We start from the raw sequence: 26,037 nt of genomic DNA, 5'->3' as shown, positions 1-26,037 counted from the left end.
ACTGATCGACTGATCGTGCAATGATCTGGCATGGACCGCATCGATCGCGCCATCATCGACATCCTCCGCCACGACGGACGCATCTCGAACGTCGCCCTCGCCGACCGCGTCGGCCTCACGCCGGGTCCGTGCCTGCGCCGCGTGCAGCGGCTCGAGGAGGACGGCGTGATCCTCGGCTACGGCGCCGACATCGACCCGTCGGCCCTCGGCGAGGGGTTCGAGGTGATCCTCGACGTCGCCCTCCAGCAGTTCGACCTGGCGACCGTCGACCACTTCGAACAGACCGTCGAGGAGATGGACGAGGTCCTCGAGATGTTCCGGCTCTTCGGCTCGCCCGACTACTTCATCCGGGTCGCCGTCCCCGACCTGGCGGCCTACGAGGCGTTCATCCGCAACCGGATCATGACCATCGCCGGCATCCAGACGGTCACGTCCCGGTTCCCCATGAAGGTCATCAAGTCGCTGCGGCCGGTACGGTGAATCCCGTCCCCCCCCCCCTGCCGCCGTCCCGGAGGACACCGTGCCCGCTGACCGTCCCTGCGTCGTCTTCGTCTGCGTGAAGAACGCCGGCAAGTCGCAGATGGCCGCCGCCCTCGCCCGCCGCGACGCCGGTGAGGCGCTCGAGATCCACTCCGCCGGAGTCCGGCCCGGGACGGAGCTGAACGGCCTCTCGCGCGAGTCCCTCGAGGAGGCCGGTGCCTCCGTCGCCGGCGAGTACCCCAAGTCGCTCGACCCGGCGCTGCTGCGGCGGGCCGATCGCGTCGTCGTGCTCGGCCGGGAGGCCGTGGTCGAGCCCGTCGAGGGGATGCGCGGCACGATCGTCACCTGGGACACCGACGAACCGTCCATCCGCGGGATCGACGGCATCGAGCGGATGCGGCTGGTGCGCGACGACATCGGTCGCCGCGTGGATGCCCTGATCGACGAGCTGCTGCCCGGCGCCTGACGCCGGGTCGGCTGCGGCGCTGGCGGCTGCTCGCCCGGGCGCCCGATTGCTGCCCGTCGAGCGAACTGTCGGAGGGACCTGAGAGGCTGGGAGCATGAGCCCGACCCCGCAGACCGACAGCACCACCGCGCTCGACGAGAACGAGCCGACCGTCCGCGACCGCGGGCTGTACGCCGAGGCGCTCGAGGTGCTGCACGCCCTCACCGGCAACCCCGACGCCGGCTTCCACCCCGGGCAGTACGAGGCGATCGAGGCGCTGGTGGCCGATCACCGGCGCGCCCTCGTCGTCCAGCGCACCGGGTGGGGCAAGTCCGCGGTCTACTTCCTCGCGTCCTTGCTGCTGCGCCGTCGCGGGGCCGGTCCGGCGCTCATCGTCTCCCCGCTGCTGGCCCTGATGCGGGACCAGATCGGCGCGGCCGAGCGCGCCGGCGTGCGTGCGGTGGCGATCAACTCCGCGAACGCCACCGAGTGGTCCGACATCTCGGGCCGGCTCGCGGCCGACGACGTCGACGTCCTGCTCATCTCGCCCGAACGGCTCACCAACCCGCGCTTCCGGGCCGAGCAGCTGCCGGACCTGATCCGCCGGTGCGCGCTCGTCGTCATCGACGAGGCCCACTGCATCTCCGACTGGGGCCACGACTTCCGGCCCGACTACCGCCGCATCCGGGACCTGCTGGCCGAGCTGCCCGACGGTGTGCCGGTGCTCGCCACGACGGCGACGGCGAACGCCCGGGTGGTCGCCGACGTCGCCGAGCAGCTGGACGTGCGGCTGCTCGACGGCGCTGCCGCCTCACCCCGGGGTGCGGGCGCCGACGACGGCGTCTTCACCCTCCGCGGCCCGCTCGCGCGCCGATCCCTGCGACTGGGGGTGCTGCGGCTGGGCAACAACACGGACCGGCTCGGCTGGCTGCTCCAGCACCTGGGGGACCTGACGGGATCGGGCATCATCTACGCCCTGACCGTGGCGGCCGCCGAGGACACCGCCCGCGCCCTCGCCGCCGCCGGGTACGACGTGCGCGCCTACACCGGCCGCACCGACCCCGCGGACCGGCAGGAACTGGAGGACGCGCTCAAGGACAACCGGGTCAAGGCCCTCGTCGCCACCAGCGCGCTCGGCATGGGCTTCGACAAGCCGGACCTGGGGTTCGTCATCCACCTCGGCGCCCCGTCCTCGCCCGTGGCGTACTACCAGCAGGTCGGCCGTGCCGGCCGGTCCGGGGCGGATGCGGACGTGCTGCTGCTGCCCGGCATCGAGGACGAGAACATCTGGCAGTACTTCGCCACCGCATCCATGCCGCGCCGCGAGAAGGCCGAGGCCGTCATCGCCGAGCTCACCGACGCCGGGGGCGCGCTCAGCGTGCCCGCGCTGGAGGCCCGGGTCGACCTGCGGCGCACCCCGCTCGAGCTGCTGCTCAAGGTGCTCGCGGTCGACGGGGCGATCGAGAAGGTCGCCGGCGGCTGGCAGGCCACCGGCGTGCCGTGGGTGTACGACGAGCAGCGGTACGCCGCCATCTCGGCCGCCCGCAAGGCCGAGCAGCAGGCGATGCTCGAGTACGAGCGCACCACCGGCTGCCGCATGGAGTTCCTCACCCGGCAGCTCGACGACGAGGACGCCGCCCCCTGCGGCCGGTGCGACCGGTGCACCGCACCCTGGTACCCGGCCGCCGTCGATGCCGGCAGCACCGAGCGCGCCGCCGGTGCCCTGGCCGCGGCCGGCGTCGAGATCGAACCGCGCACCACCTGGCCGTCGGGCATGGACCGGCTCGGCGTCACCGACGACGAGGGTTCGCCGGTCAAGGGCAAGATCCCCGAGGCGGAGCGGGCCGAGCCCGGGCGGGCACTGGCGCGCCTGTCGGACCTCGGGTTCGGCGGCCGGCTGCGAGAGGTGTTCGACGCGCGTCCCGTCGAGTCGGGCGAGGCCGACTCGACCCTTCCCGCTCCGCGTGACGGCGAGCTGCCCGCCGACCTCGGGAAGGCCTGCGTCCGCGTGCTCCGCGAGTGGGGCTGGGCACGCCGGCCGGCCGGGGTCGTCGCGCTGGGCTCCCGGACACAGCCGCAACTGATCACCTCCCTCGCGCGCGGGCTGGCCGAGGTGGGCCGCCTGCGCTACCTGGGGGAAATGCCGGTGCGGGACGGGCACCCGGCGTCCCGCCCGGGTGGCAACAGCGCGTTCCGGCTCGCCGGGGTGTGGGGTGGCCACGTCGTCACCCCCGAGCTCGCCGCGGCGCTCGCGGAGCTGGACGGAGAGCCGGTGCTGCTCGTGGACGACCTGGTCGACTCCCGGTGGACCCTCACCGTGGCGGCGCGGGACCTGCGCCGGGCCGGCGCCGGCGCGGTGCTGCCGTTCACGCTCGCCTCCGCGGGATAGCACAGGAGGCTCCGCGGGTCGGCACGGGGTGCTCCACGGGAACCGACAGTTGCGCGGGGTAGCGTGAGCGCATCGGTGCTGGTCACCAGGCATTTCCGACGGGCGTCAGCGCCGGTCCACCGGCCGATCCGTCGGTCTTCACGAGTTCGGTCCTCCCGAGTCAGGAGCGCTTCGTCCATGGTCACACTGCCCGATGCCCTCGTCTCCCCGTTGCTGCGCCTGGCGGGGGCGAACAAGCCGTTCGTCACGGCCGCCGGCGCCCGCAAGCGACTGGAGGACAACGTCCTGCGCCCGGCCGCCTACGGGCCGCCGAAGCGCCTGCGCAGCGACGTCCGCGTCGACGTCGTCCAGGATCGGCACTGGCCGGTGTACACCGTCACGCCCACCGCGACACCGCGGCCGGCCGGCAGCGTCGTGTATGCGCACGGGGGTGGCTGGGTCAACCAGATCGTGGGCTTCCACTGGCGCCTCATCGCGGACATCGCGGCCGAGGCAGGCGTCGCCGTCACCGTGCCGATCTACCCACTGGTGCCCTACGGGACGGCGGGGGAGACCCGGGACCGGGTCGTCGAACTCGTCCGGTCCGATCTCGAGAAGTACGGGCCGACGTGCCTGGCCGGTGACTCCGCGGGCGGGCAGATCGCCCTCTCCGCCGCCCTGCAGCTGCGGGACGACGGTGTCCGCCTGCCGATGACGACCCTCATCTCCCCCGCGCTCGACCTGACGTTCAGCAACCCGCAGATCCCCGACGTGCAGCCGACCGACCCGTGGCTGGGCACCGAGGGCGCCACGGTGTTCGCCGAGGCGTGGCGCGGTGACCTGCCGATGACCGACCCGGCGGTGAGCCCGCTGTTCGGCGACCTCACGGGCCTCGGCCCGCTGACGGTCTTCATCGGCTCGCGGGACGTGCTCAACCCCGACGTCCACCTGCTGGAGAAGAAGGCACGGGACGCCGGCGTCGAGATCACGGTCCACGAGAAGGCGGGGCAGGTGCACGTCTACCCGCTGCTGCCCACCCGCATCGGCCGGGAGGGCTCGGCTGCGGTCGTGGAGAGCATCAAGCGCGCGCTCTGAACCGGCGGCCCCAACGGGCGTTCGGGCGAACCCCGCGGCCGATCGGTAGGACGCCGTCAGGCCGCGGGGGTCTCCGGGTCCGAACGACCAGCGGCGGCGCACCGGCGGGCGAGCATGAGGCACCAGCTCATCGCGGTACCGTGGGCGGCGTCCCAGGCCGGGGCGTGCTGCCAGATGGACAGGTACGTCTCGTGCAGCACGTGCTCACGGTGAAGATCGCCGGCGATGACCGTGCGGATCGCGGCGAAGACGTGGCCACAGCTCGCGTCGTACAGCGCGCTGAAGGCATCACGATCCCCGCGCGCCACCGCGGCCAGGAGGCCGGCGAGGTGGTCGTCGCGGGAGACGACGGCATCATCCGAACTCCCCATCCGCTCAGCATGACATCATAAGCCCACTGATAGTTCGATGCCGCGTCACGATTCGATGACGATCCGGCCGGCATCGTTCCGGGTCAGGACACGGGGGTGAAGCCGGGGACCAGCTTCAGCAACGGCACCAGGACGGCCACCGAGATGGTCATCGCGCCCACGTACGCGATGTAGGGGTGGAAGTCGGACGGGAGTGCCCGCGAGAGCCACGCGCCGAGCGGTGGCGCGATCAGCGCCCCCAGCACCCCGGCGACGACGATGACGAGCGGGCTGGGGCCGAAGGTCAGGACGAGGGCCGGGGCGACCGAGACGATCGGGATGAACGTCGGGTAGAAGCCCGCCGCCTCCCACTGCCGCCGGTAGAGAAGCACCCCGAGGACGGTGGCGATGAACTGGGCCATCAGCACCGCCGGGAGACTCCCGGAGCCGTACATGGGCGACGTGGGGTTGAGGCAGAACTCGAGGATCGTGCCCGCGATCAGCCCGAGCGACGTCCACTCGTTGCCGTAGAACTGCGGTTCGGTGAAGTCGGCCAGCGCCCGCCGCACCACCCACTGCGGGGTACGGAAGTCGCCCTCCGGGGGTCGCGGGCCGCCCTCGGGGTCGTCCGGCGCGGGCTCGGGCAGCCGCATCCACGGCAGCGCCCGGCAGAGGGCGAAGGCGATCAGCCCACCGCCCCACATGCCGGTGACGTTGCCGACGATGGCGGGCAGTGCGAGCGGGGTGCAGACGAAGTCGACGACGAGGATCGCGATGGGCGTCGTCAGTACCGCGCCGAGGACGGCCGCCGTGAGCACGGTCCGCCAGCCCTTCCCGTAGATCAGGACGATGGCGGTCGGCACCGAGACGAAGGTGACGAAGGTGGGCTGCCACGGGAACGCGGCGTCGATGGTCCACTGCCACGCCACGTTGGCGAGGACGAGGGACAGCCAGGAGGCGCCGAGGATGGGCCCGATCAGGCCGGTCCCGTACGCGATGGGGAATCCGGCGGCCCGCCGTCGCGCGCGCAGCAGCACGGTCGCCACCAGCACTCCGGCGGTGAGGCCGACGGCGCCGATCGAGCTCTTGTAGAACTGCGCCTCGTTCGAGTCGCCGACCACCCACATCAGCCACCGGAGCGGGTTGCCGCGTTCCGACCACACCGCGTACGCGGGCCAGGCGCCGGCCCCGGTGACCGCGGACAGCGCCCACATCAGCAGTCCGACGACGACGAGCAGGCCCAGTCCGCCGAGCCAGAGGGCGGCCCCCCGGCCGCGGGACAGGGCGGGTGCGCGCGTGGACGTCGTGCTCATCGGGGACGCACCGTCCCCGAGTAGCCCAGCAGGGGGTCGTAGAGGTCGACGCGGCGGTCCCGCGGCAGGTCGTTCAGCTCGTTCCAGATGACGGCCGAGCGGCCACCCACGACGTCGATGTCGGCGTACAGGATGGTCTCCTCCGTCGCGCCGGCGACCTCGCCCATCGGCCAGCCGTTCAGGCCGGCGATCACGGAGCAGCCGAGGAACTTGGCCCCCCGCTCCTCGCCTACCCGGTCCGCGGCGACGATGTAGACCGAGTTCTGGTGGGCCGCCGCCATCGTCAGGTAGGTGGCCATGGCCTTGCCGGTCTCGTCGAACAGCGGGGGCGGGGTGAACACCCAGTTGTTGACCGAGCAGATGACGTCGGCGCCCTGCGTCGCGAGAATGCGCGCCACCTCGGGGAACCAGATGTCCCAGCAGATGAGGAGCCCGATGCGTCCGATCGGGGTGTCGAACACCGGGATGCCCTCGTTGCCGGGCTCGAAGACCAGCTTCTCCCGGTTCCACAGGTGGGTCTTGCGGTAGCGGCCGATGTAGCCGTCGGGGCCGATCAGGACGGCGGTGTCGTACAGGTGGACGCCGTCGGCCTCGGTGATCCCGGCGGCGATGTAGAGGTCCCGTTCCCGGGCGAGCGCCGTCCACGCCTCGCAGGTCGGGCCGCCGGGCACCGGCTCGGCGTGCTCGTACGCCTCGGCGCGGGTGGCGAAGGAGTAACCGGTGTTGGAGAGCTCGGGCAGCACGATCAGCCGGGCACCGGCGTCAGCGGCCTCGTTGATCAGGGTGACGGTCCGGTCGACGTTGGCCTGCTTGTTCTCCATGCCCACCGGCATGTCGAACTGGACGGCGGCCACCGAGAGTGGGCTCATCGGTGCCGGGGTCTGCGGGTGGGCGTCGGGGCTGGCGTCAGTCATGGTGGGTCTCCTGCGGTTGTTCGGGTGTCGTCGTGCACACCCGGCGGATGAAATCGATGAGGGTCGCGTCCCGTCCGGGGGCGGCCACGAACTGCGCGCCGACCGGCAGGCCCGCGACGGTCCCGGCGGGGACGCTGGCGGCGGGCCAGCCGAGCACGCTCCACGGGTGGGTCAGGCTCAGGAGGGCCTCCCGCACGGGAACCCGGCGGCCGGCGAGGTCGACGTCGGTGGCGCCGAGCAGGGGAGCGGTGATCGGCGTCGTGGGCAGCGCGAGGACGTCGACGTCGTCGAACACGGCCAGCAGGTCGTCCTGGAGGCGCCGCTGGAGATCGAGAGCGGCGACGTACTCCCACCCCCGCACCGCCTCGCCGGCCTCGAGCCGGTCCCGGACGTCGGGCTGGAAGAGTTCCGGAGCCGTCGCGAGGCGCTCGCGGTGGATCGCACCGGCCTCGGCTCCCTGCATGCGGCGGTAGATCTCCCACGTCCGGCCGAGTTCGGGCAGGGACAGCTCGACCGGCCGGAGCGGGTCGAGAAAACGACGGACGACGCCGTCGACGGCCGGGTGGACGGGGGAGATCCCCTCGCCGGTCAGGCGTCCGACCCGGGTGGCCGGACGCCCGGCGGGTGCGAGGTCGACGAGGCTCCAGGCCCGGGCGAGGAGGGCGGGATCGTCGGTCAGGAACCCGACCGTGTCGAAGCTCGGCGCCAGGGGGAAGACGCCGCGCGTGGACAACCGCCCGAACGTCGGCTTGAACCCGACCACACCACAGAGGGAGGCCGGGATGCGGGCGGAGCCCCCGGTGTCCGTGCCGAGCGCGAACGGCACGATGCCCGCAGCGACGGCTGCCGCGCTGCCGGCGCTCGAGCCCCCGGTGACCCGCTCGAGGTCGTGCGGGTTCCGTGCGGCGCCGTTGAGGGCACTGTCCCCGATCGGGCCGTTGGCGAACTCGTGCGTCGTCGTCTTGCCCACCAGAACGGCACCGGCGCGCACGAGCAGGTCGACGCACGCGGCGTCGTCCGTCGGGACGTGGTGGGCGAAGTGCCTCGAGCCGCGCGTCGTGAGGACGCCGGCGGTGTCGATGACGTCCTTCGCCGCGAACGGCAGGCCGTGCAGCGGGCCGTCCGACGGCGGTGCGGGGTGCTCGACGACGGTCACGAAGGCGTTGAGGTCGGCTCGCTCGTGCGCCAACCGCACGCTGTGCGCTGCCGCTGTGTCCGGCCACGGTGTCGTCGGTGAAGCGAGATCCACGTTACCCAATCGTTTGGTCCAAACGTTTGGCTATGATTCAAGTCACCAATGCCGTGAGTGTCAAGGGAGGACCGTCCACCGCCTGCTGATCGGGGCGGCAGGGATGAGGAAAGCTGGACCCATGCTGGATCGGGAGAAGCCGCCGCCCACGCTCGCCGAGGTGGCCCGCGCGGCGCAGGTGCACATCTCCACGGCGTCGCGGGTCCTCCATGCCGCGGACGACGGCCGGCGTGCCGCGAGCGCGGCGACGGCCGAGCGCATCCGCACGGTGGCGCGCGATCTCGGCTACCAGCGGGACCCGACCGCTCTGCGCCTGCGGACCGGGCACAGCCAGGAGATCGCCGTCATCGTGCCCCGGCTCTCCGACCTCGTTCTCGCCACGATGTACGAGGGGCTCCAGCAGCGGGCGGCGACCGAGGGCTACACGACCTACGTGTCGAACAGCCAGGACGATCAGCAGCTGCGCGAGCAGTTCACGGAGGCGGCGCTGAGCCGGCGCGTCGACGGGTTCATCTTCGGCGACGCGACCCTGGACCCGACGTTCCTGGACGGCCTGCGCCGGCGGTCGGTGCCGGTGGTCCTCGTCAACCGCCGTTCCGGCGATCACGTCAGCTCGACCGGCGACGATCGCCGGGGCGGGCAGCTCGTCGCCGAGCACTTCTCGGCGCTCGGCCACACGGACTGCGCCGTCGTTGGCGGCCGGCCGTGGGCGAGCACGAGCGCGGATCGCGGTGCCGGCTTCGTCGAGCGGATGGCGCAGCTCGGCCACCCCGTCCCGCCCGAGCGGGTGATCCAGACCGGGTTCGACGCCGAGGCGGGCGCGACGGCCGCGGCGACGCTGCTGCGCTCACCGGGCCGGGCACCGACCGCGATCTTCGCCGTCAACGACTTCACCGCGATCGGGGCGATGGGGGCGGTCCGCGCCGCGGGACGGGAGATCGGCCGGGACGTCGCCGTCGCCGGCTACAACGACACGCCGCTGGCTGCGCTGCTGCCGTTACCGCTGACCAGCGTGAGATCGCCGATGGCCGAGATCGGCCGGGAGGCCGCCACCCTGCTGATCCGGTCGCTGCGGGGTGAGTCGGTCCAGTCGCGCGTGTTCGCGCCGGAGCTGATGGTGCGGGAGTCGACGGACCCGTCCGGGACGGCTGCCGCGGGACGGACCGACGTCGTCGAGGCGCCGTGAGCGCCGCCGCGTCGATCGCTGCGTCGAGAAGCCGCGTCTTTACTGCAGGACCGTCTGTCCGCCATGCGATGGCAAGATCGGGACGTGGAGGACTGTGAAACGGTGAAGCTGGTGCCCAGTCGCGTCGCGGAGTGGGCTGAGCGGTACGCGGCGATTGCCCCTGTGGTTGCGGGGATCGTCCCCGATGCGCACATCGAGCACATCGGGTCGACGGCCGTGCCGGGAATTCTGGCGAAGGACGTGGTCGATGTTCTCGTGGGGGTGGCCGAAGCGGACGTCCAGCGGACTGCTGCTGCTCTCGCGGACACAGGATTCGACCTGGAAGGGGTTCGCCCTGGTCACTGTTGGCTTTCCATGCCCGACCGGACTGCCCGACACTGCATCATTCACGTCGTCGGTTTCGACGGCACCAGGTGGGCCGCACGTCTCGCCTTCCGCGATCGCCTGCGATCAGATCCTGTGGCGCGCGCCGAGTACCAGAAGGTGAAGGTCGAAGCAGCGGACAAGGCCCAGGGCTGGGGCGACTACACGGCGGCGAAGTACCCCACGGTGGCAAAGTTGCTTCACGCGGACAACGGCTCGTAGAGGGGTCGCCGGGGTCGGCCATGTCTGCTCGCATGTTCGATAGAGCAGCAGACTTGGGCTCGCCTACCGTTTGGCTTTACTTCTTCCTCTTCCTTGCGATGGAAAGTCCAATTCCGACGATGACGACGAGCGCCAACACGGGCCATACCGTCCAACTGATGCCCGGCGTCGAATTGACGACCGCTACGGTAAGTGAAAACATCGCCGCCTCCTCATCGCCGCTTTGCGCATGATGCCGCTGAGGCTACCGGAAGACGCCTTGTCTATGCCGAAGTATCCGGGCGACAAAGATTCTCGCCGCAGCGTCTGCATCGCGACCGAATCTGGTGAGACCGACCGAACAGGCGGGGCGACATGGTCGAGGCCCGGGCGGGCGCGTCCCCAGATCACGCCCGCCCGGCGCCTCAGCTCTGGTTGCTGAACGCGGCGTCGAACGACTGGGTGGACGGCGCGAAGTCGTACGTCTTCAGCGCGGCCAGCGCCTCGGGGGCGCCCTCGAGGCGGTCCATGCCGGCGTCCTCCCACTCGATCGAGATCGGCCCGTCGTAGCCGATCGCGGTCAGCGCGCGGAACGCGGACTCCCAGGGCACGTCGCCCCGGCCCGCGGAGACGAAGTCCCAGCCGCGCCGCGGGTCGCCCCACGGCAGGTGCGATCCCATCACGGTGTTCCGGCCGGTCATCCGCACCTTCGTGTCCTTGCAGTCCACGTGGTAGATCCGGTCCTTGAAGTCCCAGATGAAGCTGACCGGGTCGATGCCCTGCCACATGAAGTGGCTCGGGTCCCAGTTCAGCCCGAACGCCTCGCGGTGCCCGATGGCCTCGAGCGTGCGCACCGTCGTCCAGTAGTCGTAGGCGATCTCGGACGGGTGCACCTCGTGCGCGAACCGCACCCCGCACTCGTCGAACACGTCGAGGATCGGGTTCCAGCGGTCCGCGAAGTCCTGGTAGCCGGCGTCGATCACCGACTCCGGGACGGGCGGGAACATCGCCACGTACGGCCAGATGGACGAGCCGGTGAACCCGACGACGGTCTGCACGCCGAGCGCCTTCGCCAGCCGCGCCGTGTGCTGGAGCTCCTCCGCGGCGCGCTGCCGTACCCCCTCGGGGTCGCCGTCGCCCCACACCCTCGGTCCCACGATCGCCTGGTGGCGGAAGTCGATCGGGTCGTCGCACACCGCCTGGCCCTTGAGGTGGTTGGAGATGGCCCACACCTTCAGGCCGTGCTTCTCGAGCACCGCGAGTTTGCCCGCGACGTAGCCGGGCTCGTCCCAGCGCCACGCGTCCAGGTGGTCGCCGGAGACGGCGATCTCCAGGCCGTCGTAGCCCCACGACGCGGCCAGCCGGGCCACCTCCTCGAAGGGCAGGTCGGCCCACTGGCCGGTGAACAGGGTGTACGGGCGGGGCATCGGTGCCTCCTGCGGTGACGAAAGCGGACGAGGGGGAGCGGAACTCAGATGCTGCCGACGGTGACGATGGAGCTCTTCGCCGCCGCCGACTCCTGGATCGCGGCGAGCACCCGCTGGACGGCCAGGCCCTCGGCGAACGACGGGCTCGGGGCGACGCCGGTGTCGATGGCCGTGAGGAAGTCTCGGATCTGGTGGGTGAAGGTGTGCTCCCACCCGATGGTGTGGCCCTGTGGCCACCAGGCGTCGAGGTACGGGTGCCCCGGTTCGGTGACGAGCACCCGGGACAAGCCCTGCCGCTCGACGGGCACGGTGCCGTCGAGGACCATCAGCTCGTTGAGCCGCTCGAGGTCGAACGCGAGGCTGCCCTCGCTGCCGTACACCTCGATGGTGAGGGCATTCTTCCGGCCGAGCGCCACCCGCGAGACCTCGACGCTGGCAACGGCGCCGCCGGCCAGGCTCAGCGTCGCCCACGCGGCGTCGTCCACGGTCACCGGCTCCGGGCCGTCGGGCCCGTTCCGGGTCGGGACGAACGTGTGCAGCCGGCCGGAGACGTCGGTGACGGTGTCCCCGAGCAGGAACTGCACCTGGTCGATGGCGTGGGACGCGATGTCGCCGAGGGCCCCCGAGCCGGCGGTCTCCTTGCGGAGCCGCCAGGTCATCGGTGCCGTCTCGTCGGCCAGCCAGTCCTGCAGGTAGCTCACCCGCACCTGGCGGACGGTGCCCACGCGGCCCTGCCCGATCAGGTCGCGGGCCAGGGCGAGTGCCGGAACCCGGCGGTAGTTGAATCCGACCATCGACCGGACGCCGCGGGCCGCCGCCGCCTCGGCGGCGGCGACCATCGCGGCGGACTCGGTCATCGAGTTGGCCAGCGGCTTCTCGACGAGTACGTGCTTGCCCGCCTCGAGGAACGCGATCGCCATCTCGGCGTGCAGCCATCCGGGCGTGCAGATGTCGACGATGTCGATGTCGTCCCGGCTCAGCAGGGAGCGCCAGTCGGTTGCGGACTCCGCCCAGCCGTACCGGGCGGCCGCCTCGGCGACGGCGTCCGCATCCCGGCCCACGAGCACCGTGCGTTCGAACGCCGGCACGTCGAAGTAACTGGCCACGTTCCGCCACGCCTGGGAGTGGGCCTTGCCCATGAAGGCGTAGCCGATGGTGGCGACCCCCAACGGGCGGGAACGGTTCCCGGACATGGTCAGAGCGTCTTCGCGGTCGGGTCGAAGTCCTCCGGCAGCGGCTCGGCGGCGACGGCGGTGCTCTCGAGCGAGATGAAGGACCCCGTCTCGATGGACTCGGCGATCGAGACCATCGCGTCGAGCACGTGGTACGCCGCCTCGCCCTGGGCCCGGTGCGGGACACCGGCCCGGATGGCGCGCGCCATCTCGAGCACCCCGGTGCCGCGCGAGGAGGTCGAGCCCACGGCGGGGATGATCTCCGGCTCGGCGCCGACGCGGGTGAGGACGATGTCGCCGTCGAACATGTTGGGGTCCGGGAAGGCGATGGTCGCCTCGGTGCCCGTGATCTCGACGACGCCCACGTTCTGCTTCGGCGAGTCGAAGCTGAAGATGCTCTGCGACGACTCCCCGCCCTCGAACTGGGCGATGGCGCTGACGTGGGTCGGGACGGTGACGTCGAAGGCCTCGCCCGCCTTCGGGCCCGAGCCGATGGTGCGGGACGGGCGGGACTGCGAGCCGAACGCGCCGACCTTCGCGATGGGACCGAACGTCTGCACCAGGGTGGTCAGGTAGTAGGGCCCGATGTCGAACAGCGGGCCGGCGCCGGCCTGGAACAGGAATGCCGGGTTCGGGTGCCAGGACTCGGGGCCGGGGGACTGCATGAGCGTCAGCGCGGTCAGCGGGGTGCCGATGTCGCCACGGGCGACGGTGCGCAGCGCGGTCTGCAGGCCGGCGCCGAGGAACGTGTCCGGCGCGCAGCCGAGTCGCACGCCCGCCGCGTCGGCGGCCTTGAGCAGGCCGAGCCCGCTCTCCCGGTCCAGTGAGAAGGGCTTCTCGCTCCACACGTGCTTGCCGGCCTGCACGGCGGCGGTGGCCACCTCGACGTGCGCCGCCGGGACGGTCAGGTTGATGACGATCTCGACGTCGGGGTGCGCCAGCGCGTCCTCGACGCTGCCGGAGGCGCCGATCCCGTACTCGGAGGCACGCGCCGCGGCGACCTCGGGGAACAGGTCGGCGACCATGAGCACCCGCACGTCCGGGAACCGCGTGAGGTTGGTCAGGTACTCCTTGCTGATGACGCCGGCGCCGATGATGGCGACACCCACCGGGCCGGAACCCTGGGCAGAACGCTGCTTCTCGGTGGCGCTCGTCTGCTCGCTCATCGGGTGGCCTCCTGCGCCTCGTCGGAGCTCGTGTCGGAGTTCAGGAACGCCAGGCTGTCGGCGACGGCGGTGAAGATGTCGCCGGTGAAGTCGTCGAGCTCGACGACCGCGGTCTCGACGGACGAGCCGGCGGCCAGGACGTCGCGGATGGGCATCTTGCCGCTGCCCACGGCCACCTGGTCCTTGTCCTCGGTGGTCAGCGGGCCGTCCTTGATGTGGACGAAGCGGACGCGGTCCCCGAGCCGGCGCAGCAGCTCGACCGGGTCCTCGCCGCCGACGGCGGCCCAGTACGTGTCGACCTCGAGCACGACGGCGTCATCCAGGTGCTCCGCGAGCACCTCGAGGCCGGAGCGCCCGTCGATCCGGGACTGCAGCTCGAACTCGTGGTTGTGGTAGCCGACGCGGATGCCGTGCTTCGCGCCGGCCGCGGCGGCGGCGTTGAGCGCCTGGGCGGTGGCGGCGATGTCCTCGGCGGTCTGCCAGCGGGCGCGGTCCACGTGGGGGTCGATGACGGTCTCGATGCCGAGCTGCTTCGCGGCGGCGAAGATCTCCTCCTGGTCGGCGCTGAGCAGGGGAGCGTGTCCCGAGGGAGCGGTCAGGCCGTGCTCCGTGAAGGCGGCCTGGAGGGCGTCGGCCGTGGCGACGAAGTTGTAGGGCTCGACGGCGGTGTAGCCGATCTCGGCGACGCGGGCGATGGTGCCCGCCAGATCCGCCGACAGGGCGTCGCGGACGGTGTACAACTGCAGGGCATAGCGCACGAGGGGCCTCCTGGCGGTGGACGGGGACGCAGGACCGCGTCCCCGGCTGAGCGAACTCACGACCGAACCTAAGCCAGCTTCTGACGGTGGTCAAGCAAAAGCTGTGACAAATTCGACGTCAGCAATCATGTGACAGGCAGAAGTGCGGCGTGCTATCACTGGGGGATGCCGTCGCCGCTCGTTGCCAGCACGAGGCCGCCGGTGCCCGGCGGACTCGCCTTCTCCGCGACCGCCGTCCTTCCCGCCCCGGCCAGCACCGCGCTGCGGGCCGGGGAACTCTTCCAGGTGCTGCGCGACGGGCATGCGCGCACCCGGGCCGAGCTGGCCGAGATCACCGGCCTCGCCCGGTCGACCATCGCGACCCGGATCGACGCCCTGATGGCATGCGGCCTGATCGGACCGGCCGGGGAGGCCGTCTCCTCGGGAGGTCGCCCCCCGTCCCGGTTCGCCTTCTCCGCATCCTCCCGCGTCGTGCTCGCCGTGGACGTCGGCGCGACCCACGTGCTGATCGCCCTGACCGACCTCGGCGGCCGTGTCCTGGACGAGTCCCGTGCCGCGATCGAGGTGGCCGTCGGCCCCGTCGCGGTGCTGGACCTCGTCGTCGAGCAGGCCCGCCGCCTGCTCGAGCGCGCCGGCCGTGACGTGCGGGAACTCGCCGGCATCGGCATCGGCCTGCCCGGCCCGGTGGAGCACTCCACGGGTCGCCCCGCCAACCCCCCGATCATGCCGGGCTGGGACGGCTTCGACGTGCCCGCGTACGTGCAGCAGTCCTTCGGTCTCGGCGGCGAACTGGACGTCCTCGTCGACAACGACGTCAACATCATGGCCCTGGGCGAGCGCGCCGGGTACTGGCCGATCGAGGAGAACCTCCTCTTCGTCAAGGTCGCCACCGGCATCGGCGCCGGCATCGTCGGCCGCGGCCTGCTGCAGCGCGGGGCGGACGGAACGGCCGGGGACATCGGCCACGTCCGGCTCTCCCGGGGCGACGGCGTGCTGTGCCGTTGCGGCAACGTCGGCTGCCTCGAGGCCCTCGCCTCCGGCCCGGCCGTCGCCTCCGCCCTCGACGCGGGCGGAGTCCACGCCGAGAGCGGGGAGGACGTGCTCGACCTCGTGCGCCACGGCAGCGTGGACGCCGTCCAGGCCGTGCGCCAGGCCGGCCGCGACATCGGCGAGGTCCTCGCGACCTGCGTCAACCTGCTCAATCCGTCGGTCATCGTGATCGGCGGTGGCCTCTCCGCGGCCGGCGAGTACCTGCTCGCCGGCGTGCGCGAGATGGTCTACCAGCGCTCCCTCCCACTCGCCACCGCCCGGCTGCGCATCGTCCAGTCGATGGCCGGGGACCGGGCCGGTGTGCTCGGCGCCAGCCACATGATCATCGACCACGTCCTCTCCCCGGACCGCATCGGCGCCCTCGTCGCCGACGCCTGACCCGCGCCGCACGGCACCGCTCCACCCCGCCGGTGACCCCGGCTCCTCCGGCGTGTCCACGTGCCGATGCAGGTACTGTCGAGCCTCCTTCCAGATTCACCAAGAAGCTGCGAACTTTTGATTGACGCTCGTCGTTAGTGCGTCTACGTTGTTGCGCAGGCCACATTCCTGGCTCCGTCCGCGATGACGCCGACACATGCGACACAGACAAGGAAGTCCCGCAGTGAAACTTCGAATCCTCGCTGCGAGCGCCGTGATCACCGCGCTCGCTCTGACCACCACGGGTTGTGGCGGTAGCGGCAGCAACTCCTCCGCCGGTGGAGGCAGTGGCAGCAGTGGCAGCAGCGGCGGCGCCAGCAGCGGCGGCACGCTCACCTACTGGGCCTCCAACCAGGGCACCAGCCTCGACAACGACAAGGAGGTACTGACCCCGCAGCTGCAGAAGTTCCAGCAGCAGACCGGCGTCAAGGTCAACCTCGAGGTCATCGGCTGGAACGACCTGCAGACCCGCATCCAGACCGCGGTCACCTCGGGCCAGGCGCCCGACGTCGTGAACATCGGCAACACCTGGGCCGCCTCGCTGCAGTCCACCGGGGCGTTCATGCCATTCGACCAGTCGGCCCTCGATGCGATCGGCGGCAAGGACAAGTTCGTCAAGACGGCGCTGGACACCGGCGGCATGGCCGGCCAGGACCCGACCTCTGTCCCGCTGTACGGCCTCGCCTACGGCCTGTACTACAACAAGGCGATGCTCGAGAAGGCCGGCGTCAAGCCGCCTACCAACTGGGACGAGCTCGTCGCGGCGGCCAAGAAGCTGACCGACGGCAAGCAGTACGGCTTCGCGCTCGCCGCGGGCAGCTACACCGAGAACGCCCACTTCGCCTTCATCAACGCCGCGCAGAACGGCGCCGACCTGTTCGACAAGGACGGCAAGCCGACCTTCACCTCCGACGGCGTCGTCAACGGCATCAAGCGGTTCCTCGACCTGATGCAGACCGACAAGGTCGTCAACGTCTCCAACGCCCAGTACGACAACGGCGTCAAGGCGGTCAACGACTTCGCGACCAGGAAGGTCGCGATGATCATCAACCAGAACAACGCGGACAACAGTATCCAGGCGAACGGCATGAAGTCGTCCGAGTACGGCGTGATCCCGTTCCCGGCTCCCGCCGACAGCACGACGAAGACCGCCAGCCACGTGGCCGGCATCAACATGTCCGTCTTCAAGAACACGAAGAACCAGGACGCGGCCCTGAAGTTCGTCAAGTTCATGACCAGCGAGGAGACGCAGGCCGCGCTGGACAAGAAGTTCACCGCGCTGCCGGTCCTCAAGGGCCAGACGCCGAACTTCACGGACAACCCGGAGGAGGCCAAGATCTTCTCCGACATCTACGAGACGAAGTCGAAGCCGCTGCCGCTGGTTGCCGCTGAGGACCAGTTCGAGAGCACCGTCGGCAAGGCCATGAACGACATGTTCGCCAAGATCGCCTCCGGCGGCACGGTGAGCACGGACGACATCAAGAGCGCCCTGCAGACCGCTCAGGACCAGGTGTCCTCGGCCGGATGACGGATGGGGCGGGCCCGGCACCACGCCGGGTCCGCCCCCTCCCGGTCTCGGACCCCGTCCGATGACCGGGGTTCCGCCCACGGTGTCCGCCCCATCGAGAAAGGGGGAGCCCGCGTGTCCGCGACCGCGCTGCGCCCCAGTACCCCCAGCCCCACCACCCCACCGGTGACCCCCACGGGCCGGCGCCGCCGCCGCTCCGGCTGGTGGCTCCCGTACGCCCTGCTGGCCCCGGCCATCGTCTTCGAGCTCGTCATCCACGTGATCCCCATGGTCACCGGCATCTGGATGAGCCTGCTGCGCCTGACCAAGGCGTTCATCGCCAACTGGGGCCGCGCCCCCTTCGTCGGCGGCACCAACTACTCCGTGGCCCTCGACTTCAACAGCGCCATCGGCGCCGGGCTGCTCCGCTCCTTCGGCATCACCGTCGCCTTCACGCTGCTGGTGGTCGGCATCGCCTGGGTGCTCGGCATGGCCGCCGCCGTCGCGCTGCAGCGCCCGTTCCGCGGCCGCGCGATCTTCCGCACCCTGTTCCTCGTGCCCTACGCGCTGCCCATGTACGCCGGCATCATCGCCTGGAAGTTCATGCTGCAGAAGGACACCGGCGCGGTGAACCACCTGTTCTACGACAACCTCGGCTTCGGCGGGGACAAGCCGTTCTGGCTGATCGGCGACAACGCCTTCACCTCGCTCGTCATCGTCGCCGTCTGGCGGCTGTGGCCCTTCGCCTTCCTCATGCTGATGGCCGGCCTGCAGTCCATCCCCGACGACGTCTACGAGGCCTCCGCCGTCGACGGCGCCCGCCCCTTCCGGCAGTGGAGCTCGATCACCCTGCCGATGCTGCGGCCCGTCAACATGGTCCTCGTGCTCGTCATGTTCCTGTGGACGTTCAACGACTTCAACACCCCGTTCGTGCTGTTCGGCAACGCCCAGCCGCCCGCCGGCGACCTGATCTCCTTCCACATCTACAACGCCTCGTTCCTCACCTGGAACTTCGGCTCCGGAGCCGCGATGTCCGTCCTGCTGCTCCTGTTCCTGCTCGTGGTCACCGGCCTCTACCTGCTGGTGCTGAACCGGAGGTCGAAGAACGATGCGTGAGACCGCGGGTGCCCGGACCTTCCGGATCGCCGTCATCGTCGTGCTGACCGTCTTCACGGTCGTCCCGGTGTACGTCATGATCACCTCGGCGATGAAGCCGCTCTCCGACGTGCAGGGCGACTTCACCTGGCTGCCGACGACGGTGACCTTCGCGCCCTTCGTGGACATGTGGAACACCGTCCCGCTGGCCAGCTACTTCCTCAACAGCGTCATCGTCGCCGGCATCGCCACGATCCTCAGCGTGATCATCGCGATCTTCGCGGCCTACGCCGTCTCGCGGTACCGGTTCCGCGGGCGCACCATCTTCTCGACGACGGTGCTCTCGACGCAGATGTTCCCGGGCGTGCTGTTCCTGCTGCCGCTGTTCCTCATCTTCGTCAACGTCAACACCCTGACCGGCATCCAGCTGGTGGGTACGCGGGGTGGCCTGATCATCACGTACCTGACGTTCTCGCTGCCTTTCTCGATCTGGATGCTCGCGGGCTACTTCGATGGCATCCCGCGGGATCTGGACGAGGCCGCCCTCGTGGACGGCTGCGGGCCGATGAAGGCGCTGCTGACCGTGGTGCTGCCGGCGGCCCGGCCAGGCCTGGTGGCCGTCGCGATCTACAGCTTCATGACGTCGTGGGGCGAGGTGCTGTTCGCGTCGGTGATGACGACGGACGCCAACCGCACGCTCGCGGTGGGCCTGCAGCTGTACTCGACACAGACCAACGTGTACTGGAACCAGATCATGGCCGCGTCCCTCGTGGTGTCGATCCCCGTCGTCGTCGGCTTCCTGCTCCTGCAGCGCAGCTTCGTCGCCGGCCTGACCGCGGGTGCCGTGAAGTAGGCCGGATCATCTCGCGAACGCCGCTTCGCGATCGCTGGACCGGGATCCCGGGTCGGAGCCTCCCGACCCGGGATCCTGCACGTCCGGACCGTCACGACCTTCCTGGCGTGAACCCGATCGTTCGCCAGCAGTGCTCATCGCGAGCCCGGTCGTTCACCAGCAGCGTTGTTCGCGGGCAGGGAACGCCGCTGGCCCGTCCGGGCGATCCTCAGTAGGCTGACGATAGACGCGCACGATGCCGGGCGACCGGCGCCGTGGCGCGCCGACGACAGTACCGATCGACGGGAGGACCCCCAGATGGCACAGACGCTCGACGGCAAGAAGATCGCGTTCCTGCTCACCGACGGTGTGGAGCAGGTCGAACTGACCCACCCCTGGCAGGCGGTGAAGGACGCCGGTGGCACCCCGGTGCTGATCTCCCCGAAGGACGACTCCGTCCAGGGCATGAACGGTGACACCGAGGAGGGCGACACCTTCCCGGTGGACGTCAAGCTCGCCGACGCCAAGCCGGAGGACTACGCCTCCCTGGTGATCCCCGGCGGTGTCGTCAACGCCGACACCCTGCGCACCGAGCAGGCGGCCGTGGCGTTTGCCAAGGCCTTCTTCGACGCGAAGAAGCCGGTCGCCTCGATCTGCCACGGTCCGTGGCTGCTCATCGAGGCGGGCGTGGTCGAGGGGCGCAAGCTCACCTCGTACCCGTCGCTGCAGACCGACCTGAAGAACGCCGGGGCGACCTGGGTGGACGAGACGGTCGTCGTCGACCAGGGGCTGACCACGAGCCGCAACCCCGACGACCTCGAGGCGTTCAGCGCCAAGGTCGTCGAGGAGGCCGCCGAGGGCCAGCACGAGGGTCAGCACGCCTGATCCACGACCACGTGCAGCAGGGGCGGTGCCGGACGGCGCCGCCCCTGCTGCACGTCCGGGCACGGTCAGCGGCGCGGTTGTCGCCGAGTGGACGGACGATGCGGTCGTGCGGGCCGGTTGCGTGCAACAGCCGTCCACTCGAGGATCCGCCGCTGCCGAGTGGACGGACGATGCGGTCGTGTGGGCCGGTTGCGTGCAACAGCCGTCCACTCGAGGATCCGCCGCTGCCGAGTGGACGGACGATGTCGTCGTGTGGGCCGGTTGCGTGCAACAGCCGTCCACTCGAGGATCCGCCGCTGCCGAGTGGACGGACGAAGCGGTCGTGTGGGCCGGTTGCGTGCAACAGCCGTCCACTCGACAACCGGGCCGGGCGCCGTCAGCGCAGTTCGGCGAGCACCTGCGCGACCAGGGCATCCGGGTCGACGGGCAGACCGTGGGTGACGAACCAGCGCGCCATCGTCGTGCAGTCCCGCGCCAGCAGCTCCGCTCCGCGCGGGTTGGAGACGGTGTCGACGATCTGCGGGACGTCGATCACGACGAGCCGCCGCCCGGAGGCGAGCACGTTGTACGGAGAGAGGTCGCCGTGCGCGAGCCCGAGCCGGGCGAGGGCGAGCAGGACGTCGCGGGTCTGGTGCCACCAGTCCCACAGCAGGTCGGTGCCGCCGCTGCCGGCGGGTACCGACGCCTGCTGCAGCCGAGGCGCGGCGGTGACGCCGTCGGGGTCGTCCACGTCGGGCACGAACTCGAGCAGCAGCTCCGTCCCGTCGAGTTGCACCGGGTACGGCACCGGCAGGCCCTCGGTGTACAGCAGGCGCAGCGCCGCCCACTCGGCGCCGGCCCACTGGGCGGCGGCCACGGACCGGCCGAACGTGGACCCGGTCTCGAGCGCTCGGGCGTCACGGGACCGGCGGGTGGTGCGGCCCTCGGTGTAGACGGTGCTGCGGTGGAACTGGCGGTGCTCAGCCGCCCGGTAGCGCTTGGCCGCGAGCAGGCACGAGGCGTGGGCGGTGGCCCGTTCGAGCAGGAAGACGTCGGCCTCCTTGCCCGTCTTGAGCACGCCGAGTTCGGTGTCGACGGCGGCGGCGTCCTCGATCACCCAGTCGGGTCGGGGGTCCGGACCGCGGCAGCCGCGCTCGACGTCGTTGAAGGTGGACCAGCGTCGACCGGGCGCGAGGTCATCGCCGGTGTCGTCGTCGAAGGACAGCGTGAGGCCCGCGAAGTGGCGCAGCTCGGAGAAATGGCGCAGGTCGGGGACCTGCTGGGGATCGGTGGTGCGGTGAGGGTCTGCGTGCGGGTCAGAGGACCAGGACATGCGGAGGACTCCAGGGGCAGGAGGGATGCGGGTGCGCGTGGCCGGCCATGCGGCCGAGATCGATGCGGGTCATCACGTCCTCCTGTCCTGGTGTCCGGGCGGGCGCCCTCGTGGCGTCCCCTGCCGGGGCGGTGCACACCCGACGGTGCGGGCGCGCTCGGTTCGGCAGCTCAGTCTGGCACCGCGGTGCGAGGCCGGCAAGAGCCCGAGGGGGCAGCGTCAGGCGCGGTGGTCGATCGGCCGCGTCGACGCGAGATGACCGCGGAACGCGATGAGCGACCCCGTGACCGCCCCGGCGGCCAGGATCGACGCGAGCACGACGAGCTGGAACCGTCCCGCCTCGAGCGGTGACGCGCCGCCGAAGACGGCGCCGACGAACGCGCCCGGCAGCACCACGATCCCGGTCGTGCGGGTCTGGTCGATGCTGGGCACCAGTGCCGTGTGCACGGCGTCGCGGGCGAGCCGGGCGACCGCCTGCCGCCCGGTGGCCCCGAGCGAGAGCCACGCCTCGACCTCGTCCCAGTGGTCGATGACCGAGGCCGTGAACAGGCGCGAGGTCAGCGTCGCGATCGTCATGGCGTTGCCGATCACGATCCCGCCGACGGCGAGGACGTAGCGGGGCGAGAAGGTGATGGCTCCGGTCACGAACACCACGGCCATGGCGATCACCGGCCCGGAGACGATCGCCGCGGTCAGCACCGGCACCGCGCTGCGGGGCGCGTGCAGGCGGCGGGCGGCGGTGGCCACGGCGACGCCGAGCATGATCGCGAGGGCCAGTGCGACGAGCCGGCCGTCGGTGATCACGCCGCTGAGGACGAGGCTGAGCGCCGCGAGCTGGACCACCGCGCGCCCGATGGCGAGCGGGATCTCGGCCGGAGCCGGCACGCGGCCGATGCGCAGCAGGACGGCGGCCAGCGCGGTCAGCAGGGCGACGGCGACGAGCGTCGCGACCCACGGCCCCGACGCCAGCGCCTCGGCAGACCACCCCGCCATCGCCCGTCCTCCCCGTCGTCTTCACCACCCCCGGTCGGGGACGCCGTCCTCTCGATTGTCGCCGACGCCGGGAAGACCCGGTGCGCGACACCGGCCCCTGCCGCGGGACCGGCGCGGTGACTACGCTGGTCACATGGGCGTGAAGAGCGAACCGTCCCGTCTCACCGCCGTCGTCAGCGGCATGGTGCAGGGCGTCGGGTTCCGGTACTGGACCATGGAGCAGGCGCACCGCCTGCAGCTGAACGGAACGGCGAGCAATCGCGCCGACGGGACGGTGCGGGTGGTCGTCGAAGGCAGCCGCCACGACTGCGAGAACCTGCTGACCACCCTCACCTCGGGACGGACACCCGGCACGGTCGAGGACGTCCGCAGCGAGTTCTCCGACGCCACCGGTCAGTTCCACGGCTTCACGGTGAGCTGACCCGCACCGTCCACCTGTTCATCTGCGACGGCGGACTCCCAGCCGCACGAACCGAGAGGAGAGCACCGATGATCCTGACACTGCTCGTCATCGTGATCGGCGTCCTGCTGATCGCGGGGATCGCCACCTACAGCTCCGCCTCACTGGTCAAGGGCGGCGCCGACCGCGCCGCCGCGGACACGCGCGCCGGCGACGTCGACGTGATCGAGCCCGACGCCGCGTTCTGGACCGGCTTCGCCGGGATCGCCGGTGTCGTCGCGGTCGCGGCGCTCGGGGCGGCCATCGTCGGCCGTGCCGGTCTGCTGCTCGCCGTCGCGGCGTTCGTCGCGATCCTCCTCGCCGGGGCCTACTTGCTCCGCACCACCCGGCAACGGGTGCGCCAGCGCGTCTTGGATGCGGCCGCCGGCCGGATGGCCGAGTTGCGTGCCCGGCACGACGCCGTCGTCGAACGCTGGCTCGCGTACGAGCTCGACCCCGGCAAGCAGATCGACTACCCGCAGATGACCGACGTCAGCCAGCCGACGGCGGCCGCCGTCGTGCGCGCGATGCGGCAGGCGCGGGACGCGCGCGACGTCGCCGACGAGGCCGCCTACGCCGTCGCCGTGACCCGGCTCGAGCAGGCATTCACCGAGGCCGAGTGGCGCGCGCTCGGGCAGTAGCGAACGCAGCCGGTCGACCCCGACCCGGCCCCGACCCGTCCCCGGACGCACGTCGCCCCGGGCGGCCGGAGCCGAACCCGGGGCGACGCGCGCGGAACCCGCCGATCAGCGGGTGACGCGCACCAGCTTCTTGTTGACGAACTCGTCCATGCCGTACTGCGCGAGTTCCCGGCCGACGCCGGAGCGCTTGACGCCGCCGAACGGCAGGTCCGCGGCGGTGGCGCCGTGCTCGTTGACGAACGCCATGCCGACGTCGAGCCGGTCGGCCACCGCGGCCGCCGCGTCGGCGTTGCCGCTCCACACCGAACCGGACAGACCGTAGGGCGAGCTGTTGGCGAGGTCGACGGCCTCGTCGGCGGACGCCACCTTGTAGACGACGGCGGCGGGACCGAAGAGCTCCTCGCTGTAGGCGCGCATCTGCGGGGTCACGTCGGTCAGCACGGTCGGCTGCACCCACGCGCCGGCCCCGTCGATCCGCTTGCCGCCGGTGCGTACGGTGGCGCCCTTGGCGACCGCGTCGTCGATCTGCTCCATCAGCGTGTCCACCGCGCCGGTCGAGGACAGGGGGCCGACGAAGGTCTTCGGGTTCGTCGGGTCACCCGGGGTGACGGCGCCGAGGGAGGCGGAGAACTTCTCGACGAACTCGTCGTAGACGTCCTCGTGCACGATGAACCGCTTGGCGGCGTTGCAGGCCTGGCCGCCGTTGACGAGGCGGGCACCGGCCGCCTGCTTGACGGTGGCGTCCAGGTCCGGGGCGTCCAGGACGATGAAGGGATCCGACCCACCGAGTTCGAGCACGACCTTCTTCAGGTTGCGGCCGGCGATCTCCGCGACGGCCGAGCCAGCCCGCTCCGACCCGGTCAGCGAGACGCCCTGCACGCGCGGGTCGGCGATCATGTCGGCGATCTGGTCGTTCGTGGCGAAGACGTTGATGTACGCGTCGGCCGGCAGCCCGGCATCGCGGAACAGCTGCTCCATCGCCAGGGCGTTCTGCGGGCAGTTCGGCGCGTGCTTGAGGATGATCGTGTTGCCGAGCATGAGGTTGGGCGCGGCGAACCGGGCCACCTGGTAGTGCGGGAAGTTCCACGGCATGATGCCGACGAGCGAGCCGATGGCCTCCTTGCGGACCACGGCGCGGCCGCCCTGGGCGACGTCGAGCTCCTCGTCCTTCAGGAACGACGGGCCCTTGTCGGCGTAGTACTGGAAGATGTCCTTGCAGATGTCCATCTCGAACCCGCTCTGGCGGACGGGCTTGCCCATCTCCAGGGTCGTCAGCTCGGACAGTTCCTGCTTGCGCTCGGCGTAGAGTTCGGCGATGCGGGCGAGCACGCGACTGCGCTCCTCGACCGGCGTCTCGCGCCACGAGAGGAACGCCCGGTGCGAGCGGTCCAGGACGTCCTGGACGCCCTCGGCGGTCAGTTCGTCGAATTCCTTCAGGGTCTCGCCGGTGGCGGGGTTCACGGTCTTGTAGGAAGTCATGGTTTCACCCTAGGCGCGGTCCGGCGGGCCCCGCATCCGGCCTCGCCACGAGCGCAATCGCGGCAATCCGGCGCGCCGTCCGGTATCGAACATCAGAAGATCGATCTGTTCTTCCTCGTGGTTCGTCCTCGACCTGCAACCCTCATGAAGGAGCCGACCATGCGCCGTGCCGGACTCGTCCTCGCCGCCGGGGTGATCGCGCTCGCCGGGTGCGCGGGCCCGGTCGCCGCCACGGGGGAGGGGGCCCGCTCGACGTCACCGAGCGCAACGTCCTCCGCTGCCCCGTCCTCTGCTGCCGGTTCCGCGAGCGCCGCGCCGTCGACCGCCTCGGTGGGCGCTGCCGGGGGTGCCGCCGCTGGGGCTACCCCACCGGCGAAGATCAGCATGATCTGCTCGGACAAGGAGGCGCTCGCGAAGGTCGCCGACCTCGCCGGAGCGAAGGCCGTCTCGGGCCGCACCTCGACGTGGGTGAACGGCCTCTACACGTGCCGGTACCCGGTCGCCGGGGGAGCGCTCGTCATCAGCGTGAAGCAGCCTCCGGCCGGCGCCGAGCGCGCCTGGTTCGACCAGCAGCGCACGCGCTACCCCGGGATCACGACCATCGGCGGGCTCACCAACTTCGGCCTGCCGGGAGCCAGCACGCCCGACGGCGTCGTCCTCTTCCTCAACGACGGCATGACGCTGACGATCGATGCTCGGCAGCTGGCGGACCGGCCGGCGGCGCAGCGAGCGGACGACGCCTATGCCATCGCCAGCGTCGTGATCGCCTGCTGGCGGCACGATTCCTGAACGACCAGTAGTCCCCGCGGGACCTCCGCGCGGAAAGCCGCAGGACCCCGACGGGGCGGACGCAGCGCGTCTGCCCCGTCGTCGCGTTCGTGGGAACGAGGTCCGCGCAGG

The 26,037-nt window shown here is 71.1% G+C and carries 25 protein-coding genes; 14 read left to right on the top strand and 11 right to left on the bottom strand.

What is annotated here, in order from left to right; all coding sequences use genetic code 11:
* Nucleotides 1-30 precede the first annotated feature (30 nt).
* From V6N00_RS07615 to V6N00_RS07600, 4 genes are all read left to right on the top strand, one after another.
* On the top strand, nt 31-480 hold the full coding sequence (locus V6N00_RS07615) for an Lrp/AsnC family transcriptional regulator (RefSeq protein ID WP_334231473.1): 450 nt from the start codon (nt 31-33) through the stop codon (nt 478-480).
* Nucleotides 481-520: 40 nt separating this feature from the next.
* Nucleotides 521-946 carry an arsenate-mycothiol transferase ArsC gene (locus V6N00_RS07610; RefSeq protein ID WP_334231472.1) on the top strand — a complete coding sequence of 142 codons (426 nt, stop codon included), beginning with the start codon at nt 521-523 and terminating at the stop codon, nt 944-946.
* Between the two features lie 94 nt (nt 947-1,040).
* The gene (locus tag V6N00_RS07605) at nt 1,041-3,314 is read left to right on the top strand and encodes a DEAD/DEAH box helicase (RefSeq protein ID WP_334231471.1); all 2,274 of its coding nucleotides are present in this window, start codon (nt 1,041-1,043) and stop codon (nt 3,312-3,314) included.
* A gap of 177 nt (nt 3,315-3,491) precedes the next feature.
* On the top strand, nt 3,492-4,388 hold the full coding sequence (locus tag V6N00_RS07600; RefSeq protein ID WP_334231470.1) for an alpha/beta hydrolase: 897 nt from the start codon (nt 3,492-3,494) through the stop codon (nt 4,386-4,388).
* A gap of 56 nt (nt 4,389-4,444) precedes the next feature.
* Here the strand turns inward: V6N00_RS07600 and V6N00_RS07595 are convergent, their stop codons facing one another.
* The 4 genes from V6N00_RS07595 to V6N00_RS07580 all read right to left on the bottom strand — a co-directional run bounded on the left by V6N00_RS07595 (nt 4,445) and on the right by V6N00_RS07580 (nt 8,154).
* The gene (locus V6N00_RS07595) at nt 4,445-4,759 is read right to left on the bottom strand and encodes a sigma-70 family RNA polymerase sigma factor (protein WP_334231469.1); all 315 of its coding nucleotides are present in this window, start codon (nt 4,757-4,759) and stop codon (nt 4,445-4,447) included.
* An 83-nt stretch (nt 4,760-4,842) separates the two neighbouring features.
* Nucleotides 4,843-6,051 carry a hypothetical protein gene (locus V6N00_RS07590; protein ID WP_334231468.1) on the bottom strand — a complete coding sequence of 403 codons (1,209 nt, stop codon included), beginning with the start codon at nt 6,049-6,051 and terminating at the stop codon, nt 4,843-4,845.
* Nucleotides 6,048-6,965: a nitrilase family protein gene (locus V6N00_RS07585; RefSeq protein WP_334231467.1), complete on the bottom strand. Its 918-nt coding sequence runs from the start codon at nt 6,963-6,965 to the stop codon at nt 6,048-6,050. The genes V6N00_RS07590 and V6N00_RS07585 overlap by 4 nt, the downstream gene beginning before the upstream one ends.
* Complete coding sequence (locus V6N00_RS07580) at nt 6,958-8,154, bottom strand: amidase (protein ID WP_334231466.1); 1,197 nt, start codon at nt 8,152-8,154, stop codon at nt 6,958-6,960. Before V6N00_RS07580 ends, V6N00_RS07585 begins: the two co-directional genes overlap by 8 nt.
* A 181-nt stretch (nt 8,155-8,335) precedes the next feature.
* Here V6N00_RS07580 and V6N00_RS07575 point away from each other — a divergent pair, with 181 nt between their 5' ends.
* Complete coding sequence (locus V6N00_RS07575) at nt 8,336-9,400, top strand: LacI family DNA-binding transcriptional regulator (protein ID WP_334231465.1); 1,065 nt, start codon at nt 8,336-8,338, stop codon at nt 9,398-9,400.
* 102 nt (nt 9,401-9,502) lie between these two features.
* Nucleotides 9,503-9,985, top strand: coding sequence for a GrpB family protein (locus V6N00_RS07570; protein WP_334231464.1), 483 nt, complete (start codon nt 9,503-9,505; stop codon nt 9,983-9,985).
* A 404-nt stretch (nt 9,986-10,389) separates the two neighbouring features.
* On the opposite strand, the gene V6N00_RS07565 is transcribed toward V6N00_RS07570, so the two are convergent.
* The 4 genes from V6N00_RS07565 to V6N00_RS07550 are packed head-to-tail and all read right to left on the bottom strand — an operon-like array spanning nt 10,390 to nt 14,487.
* Nucleotides 10,390-11,391, bottom strand: coding sequence for a sugar phosphate isomerase/epimerase family protein (locus V6N00_RS07565; protein ID WP_334231463.1), 1,002 nt, complete (start codon nt 11,389-11,391; stop codon nt 10,390-10,392).
* A 44-nt stretch (nt 11,392-11,435) separates the two neighbouring features.
* Nucleotides 11,436-12,584, bottom strand: coding sequence for a Gfo/Idh/MocA family protein (locus V6N00_RS07560; protein WP_334231462.1), 1,149 nt, complete (start codon nt 12,582-12,584; stop codon nt 11,436-11,438).
* Between the two features lie 2 nt (nt 12,585-12,586).
* The gene (locus V6N00_RS07555; protein WP_334231461.1) at nt 12,587-13,729 is read right to left on the bottom strand and encodes a Gfo/Idh/MocA family protein; all 1,143 of its coding nucleotides are present in this window, start codon (nt 13,727-13,729) and stop codon (nt 12,587-12,589) included.
* A complete protein-coding gene (locus V6N00_RS07550; protein ID WP_334231460.1) occupies nt 13,726-14,487 on the bottom strand; it encodes a sugar phosphate isomerase/epimerase family protein in 762 nt (253 codons plus the stop codon). Before V6N00_RS07550 ends, V6N00_RS07555 begins: the two co-directional genes overlap by 4 nt.
* A gap of 201 nt (nt 14,488-14,688) precedes the next feature.
* Here V6N00_RS07550 and V6N00_RS07545 point away from each other — a divergent pair, with 201 nt between their 5' ends.
* The 5 genes from V6N00_RS07545 (at nt 14,689) to V6N00_RS07525 (ending at nt 20,273) form a co-directional block, all read left to right on the top strand.
* The gene (locus V6N00_RS07545) at nt 14,689-15,915 is read left to right on the top strand and encodes an ROK family transcriptional regulator (protein WP_416385047.1); all 1,227 of its coding nucleotides are present in this window, start codon (nt 14,689-14,691) and stop codon (nt 15,913-15,915) included.
* Nucleotides 15,916-16,138: 223 nt separating this feature from the next.
* A complete protein-coding gene (locus V6N00_RS07540; protein ID WP_334231459.1) occupies nt 16,139-17,482 on the top strand; it encodes an ABC transporter substrate-binding protein in 1,344 nt (447 codons plus the stop codon).
* A gap of 114 nt (nt 17,483-17,596) precedes the next feature.
* On the top strand, nt 17,597-18,577 hold the full coding sequence (locus V6N00_RS07535; protein WP_334231458.1) for a carbohydrate ABC transporter permease: 981 nt from the start codon (nt 17,597-17,599) through the stop codon (nt 18,575-18,577).
* A complete protein-coding gene (locus V6N00_RS07530; protein ID WP_334231457.1) occupies nt 18,570-19,409 on the top strand; it encodes a carbohydrate ABC transporter permease in 840 nt (279 codons plus the stop codon). Before V6N00_RS07535 ends, V6N00_RS07530 begins: the two co-directional genes overlap by 8 nt.
* A gap of 297 nt (nt 19,410-19,706) precedes the next feature.
* Nucleotides 19,707-20,273 (top strand): type 1 glutamine amidotransferase domain-containing protein, encoded by a 567-nt coding sequence (locus V6N00_RS07525; RefSeq protein ID WP_334231456.1) that lies wholly within the window; start codon nt 19,707-19,709, stop codon nt 20,271-20,273.
* Nucleotides 20,274-20,649: 376 nt separating this feature from the next.
* Here the strand turns inward: V6N00_RS07525 and V6N00_RS07520 are convergent, their stop codons facing one another.
* Nucleotides 20,650-21,585, bottom strand: coding sequence for an RIO1 family regulatory kinase/ATPase domain-containing protein (locus V6N00_RS07520; RefSeq protein ID WP_334231455.1), 936 nt, complete (start codon nt 21,583-21,585; stop codon nt 20,650-20,652).
* A 219-nt stretch (nt 21,586-21,804) separates the two neighbouring features.
* Nucleotides 21,805-22,578, bottom strand: a complete 774-nt coding sequence (locus tag V6N00_RS07515) for an ABC transporter permease (protein ID WP_334231454.1) — start codon at nt 22,576-22,578, stop codon at nt 21,805-21,807.
* A 133-nt stretch (nt 22,579-22,711) separates the two neighbouring features.
* Between V6N00_RS07515 and V6N00_RS07510 the strand changes: the two genes are divergently transcribed.
* A complete protein-coding gene (locus V6N00_RS07510; RefSeq protein WP_334231453.1) occupies nt 22,712-22,999 on the top strand; it encodes an acylphosphatase in 288 nt (95 codons plus the stop codon).
* Between the two features lie 68 nt (nt 23,000-23,067).
* Complete coding sequence (locus V6N00_RS07505) at nt 23,068-23,658, top strand: hypothetical protein (protein ID WP_334231452.1); 591 nt, start codon at nt 23,068-23,070, stop codon at nt 23,656-23,658.
* 105 nt (nt 23,659-23,763) lie between these two features.
* Here the strand turns inward: V6N00_RS07505 and V6N00_RS07500 are convergent, their stop codons facing one another.
* Complete coding sequence (locus V6N00_RS07500) at nt 23,764-25,137, bottom strand: NAD-dependent succinate-semialdehyde dehydrogenase (protein ID WP_334231451.1); 1,374 nt, start codon at nt 25,135-25,137, stop codon at nt 23,764-23,766.
* Nucleotides 25,138-25,296: 159 nt separating this feature from the next.
* On the opposite strand from V6N00_RS07500, the gene V6N00_RS07495 reads away from it, so the two are divergent.
* A complete protein-coding gene (locus V6N00_RS07495; RefSeq protein WP_334231450.1) occupies nt 25,297-25,926 on the top strand; it encodes a hypothetical protein in 630 nt (209 codons plus the stop codon).
* Nucleotides 25,927-26,037 lie beyond the last annotated feature (111 nt).

It is taken from the genome of Tersicoccus mangrovi (genome assembly GCF_036881825.1).
In the GTDB taxonomy this organism is placed as follows: Bacteria; Actinomycetota; Actinomycetes; order Actinomycetales; family Micrococcaceae; genus Tersicoccus; species Tersicoccus mangrovi.
Note: the sequence above shows the minus strand (reverse complement) of the source record. Positions and strands in the feature narration are given on the sequence as shown.

Bases quoted from the DNA above. Each gene is read 5' to 3' on its own strand.
- V6N00_RS07615 (WP_334231473.1), top strand. From the start codon at position 31: ATGGACCGCATCGATCGCGCCATCATCGACATCCTCCGCCACGACGGA.
- V6N00_RS07605 (WP_334231471.1), top strand. From the start codon at position 1,041: ATGAGCCCGACCCCGCAGACCGACAGCACCACCGCGCTCGACGAGAAC.
- V6N00_RS07600 (WP_334231470.1), top strand. From the start codon at position 3,492: ATGGTCACACTGCCCGATGCCCTCGTCTCCCCGTTGCTGCGCCTGGCG.
- V6N00_RS07595 (WP_334231469.1), bottom strand. From the start codon at position 4,759: ATGGGGAGTTCGGATGATGCCGTCGTCTCCCGCGACGACCACCTCGCC.
- V6N00_RS07590 (WP_334231468.1), bottom strand. From the start codon at position 6,051: ATGAGCACGACGTCCACGCGCGCACCCGCCCTGTCCCGCGGCCGGGGG.
- V6N00_RS07585 (WP_334231467.1), bottom strand. From the start codon at position 6,965: ATGACTGACGCCAGCCCCGACGCCCACCCGCAGACCCCGGCACCGATG.
- V6N00_RS07575 (WP_334231465.1), top strand. From the start codon at position 8,336: ATGCTGGATCGGGAGAAGCCGCCGCCCACGCTCGCCGAGGTGGCCCGC.
- V6N00_RS07565 (WP_334231463.1), bottom strand. From the start codon at position 11,391: ATGCCCCGCCCGTACACCCTGTTCACCGGCCAGTGGGCCGACCTGCCC.
- V6N00_RS07560 (WP_334231462.1), bottom strand. From the start codon at position 12,584: ATGTCCGGGAACCGTTCCCGCCCGTTGGGGGTCGCCACCATCGGCTAC.
- V6N00_RS07555 (WP_334231461.1), bottom strand. From the start codon at position 13,729: ATGAGCGAGCAGACGAGCGCCACCGAGAAGCAGCGTTCTGCCCAGGGT.
- V6N00_RS07530 (WP_334231457.1), top strand. From the start codon at position 18,570: ATGCGTGAGACCGCGGGTGCCCGGACCTTCCGGATCGCCGTCATCGTC.
- V6N00_RS07525 (WP_334231456.1), top strand. From the start codon at position 19,707: ATGGCACAGACGCTCGACGGCAAGAAGATCGCGTTCCTGCTCACCGAC.
- V6N00_RS07520 (WP_334231455.1), bottom strand. From the start codon at position 21,585: ATGTCCTGGTCCTCTGACCCGCACGCAGACCCTCACCGCACCACCGAT.
- V6N00_RS07515 (WP_334231454.1), bottom strand. From the start codon at position 22,578: ATGGCGGGGTGGTCTGCCGAGGCGCTGGCGTCGGGGCCGTGGGTCGCG.
- V6N00_RS07510 (WP_334231453.1), top strand. From the start codon at position 22,712: ATGGGCGTGAAGAGCGAACCGTCCCGTCTCACCGCCGTCGTCAGCGGC.
- V6N00_RS07505 (WP_334231452.1), top strand. From the start codon at position 23,068: ATGATCCTGACACTGCTCGTCATCGTGATCGGCGTCCTGCTGATCGCG.
- V6N00_RS07500 (WP_334231451.1), bottom strand. From the start codon at position 25,137: ATGACTTCCTACAAGACCGTGAACCCCGCCACCGGCGAGACCCTGAAG.
- V6N00_RS07495 (WP_334231450.1), top strand. From the start codon at position 25,297: ATGCGCCGTGCCGGACTCGTCCTCGCCGCCGGGGTGATCGCGCTCGCC.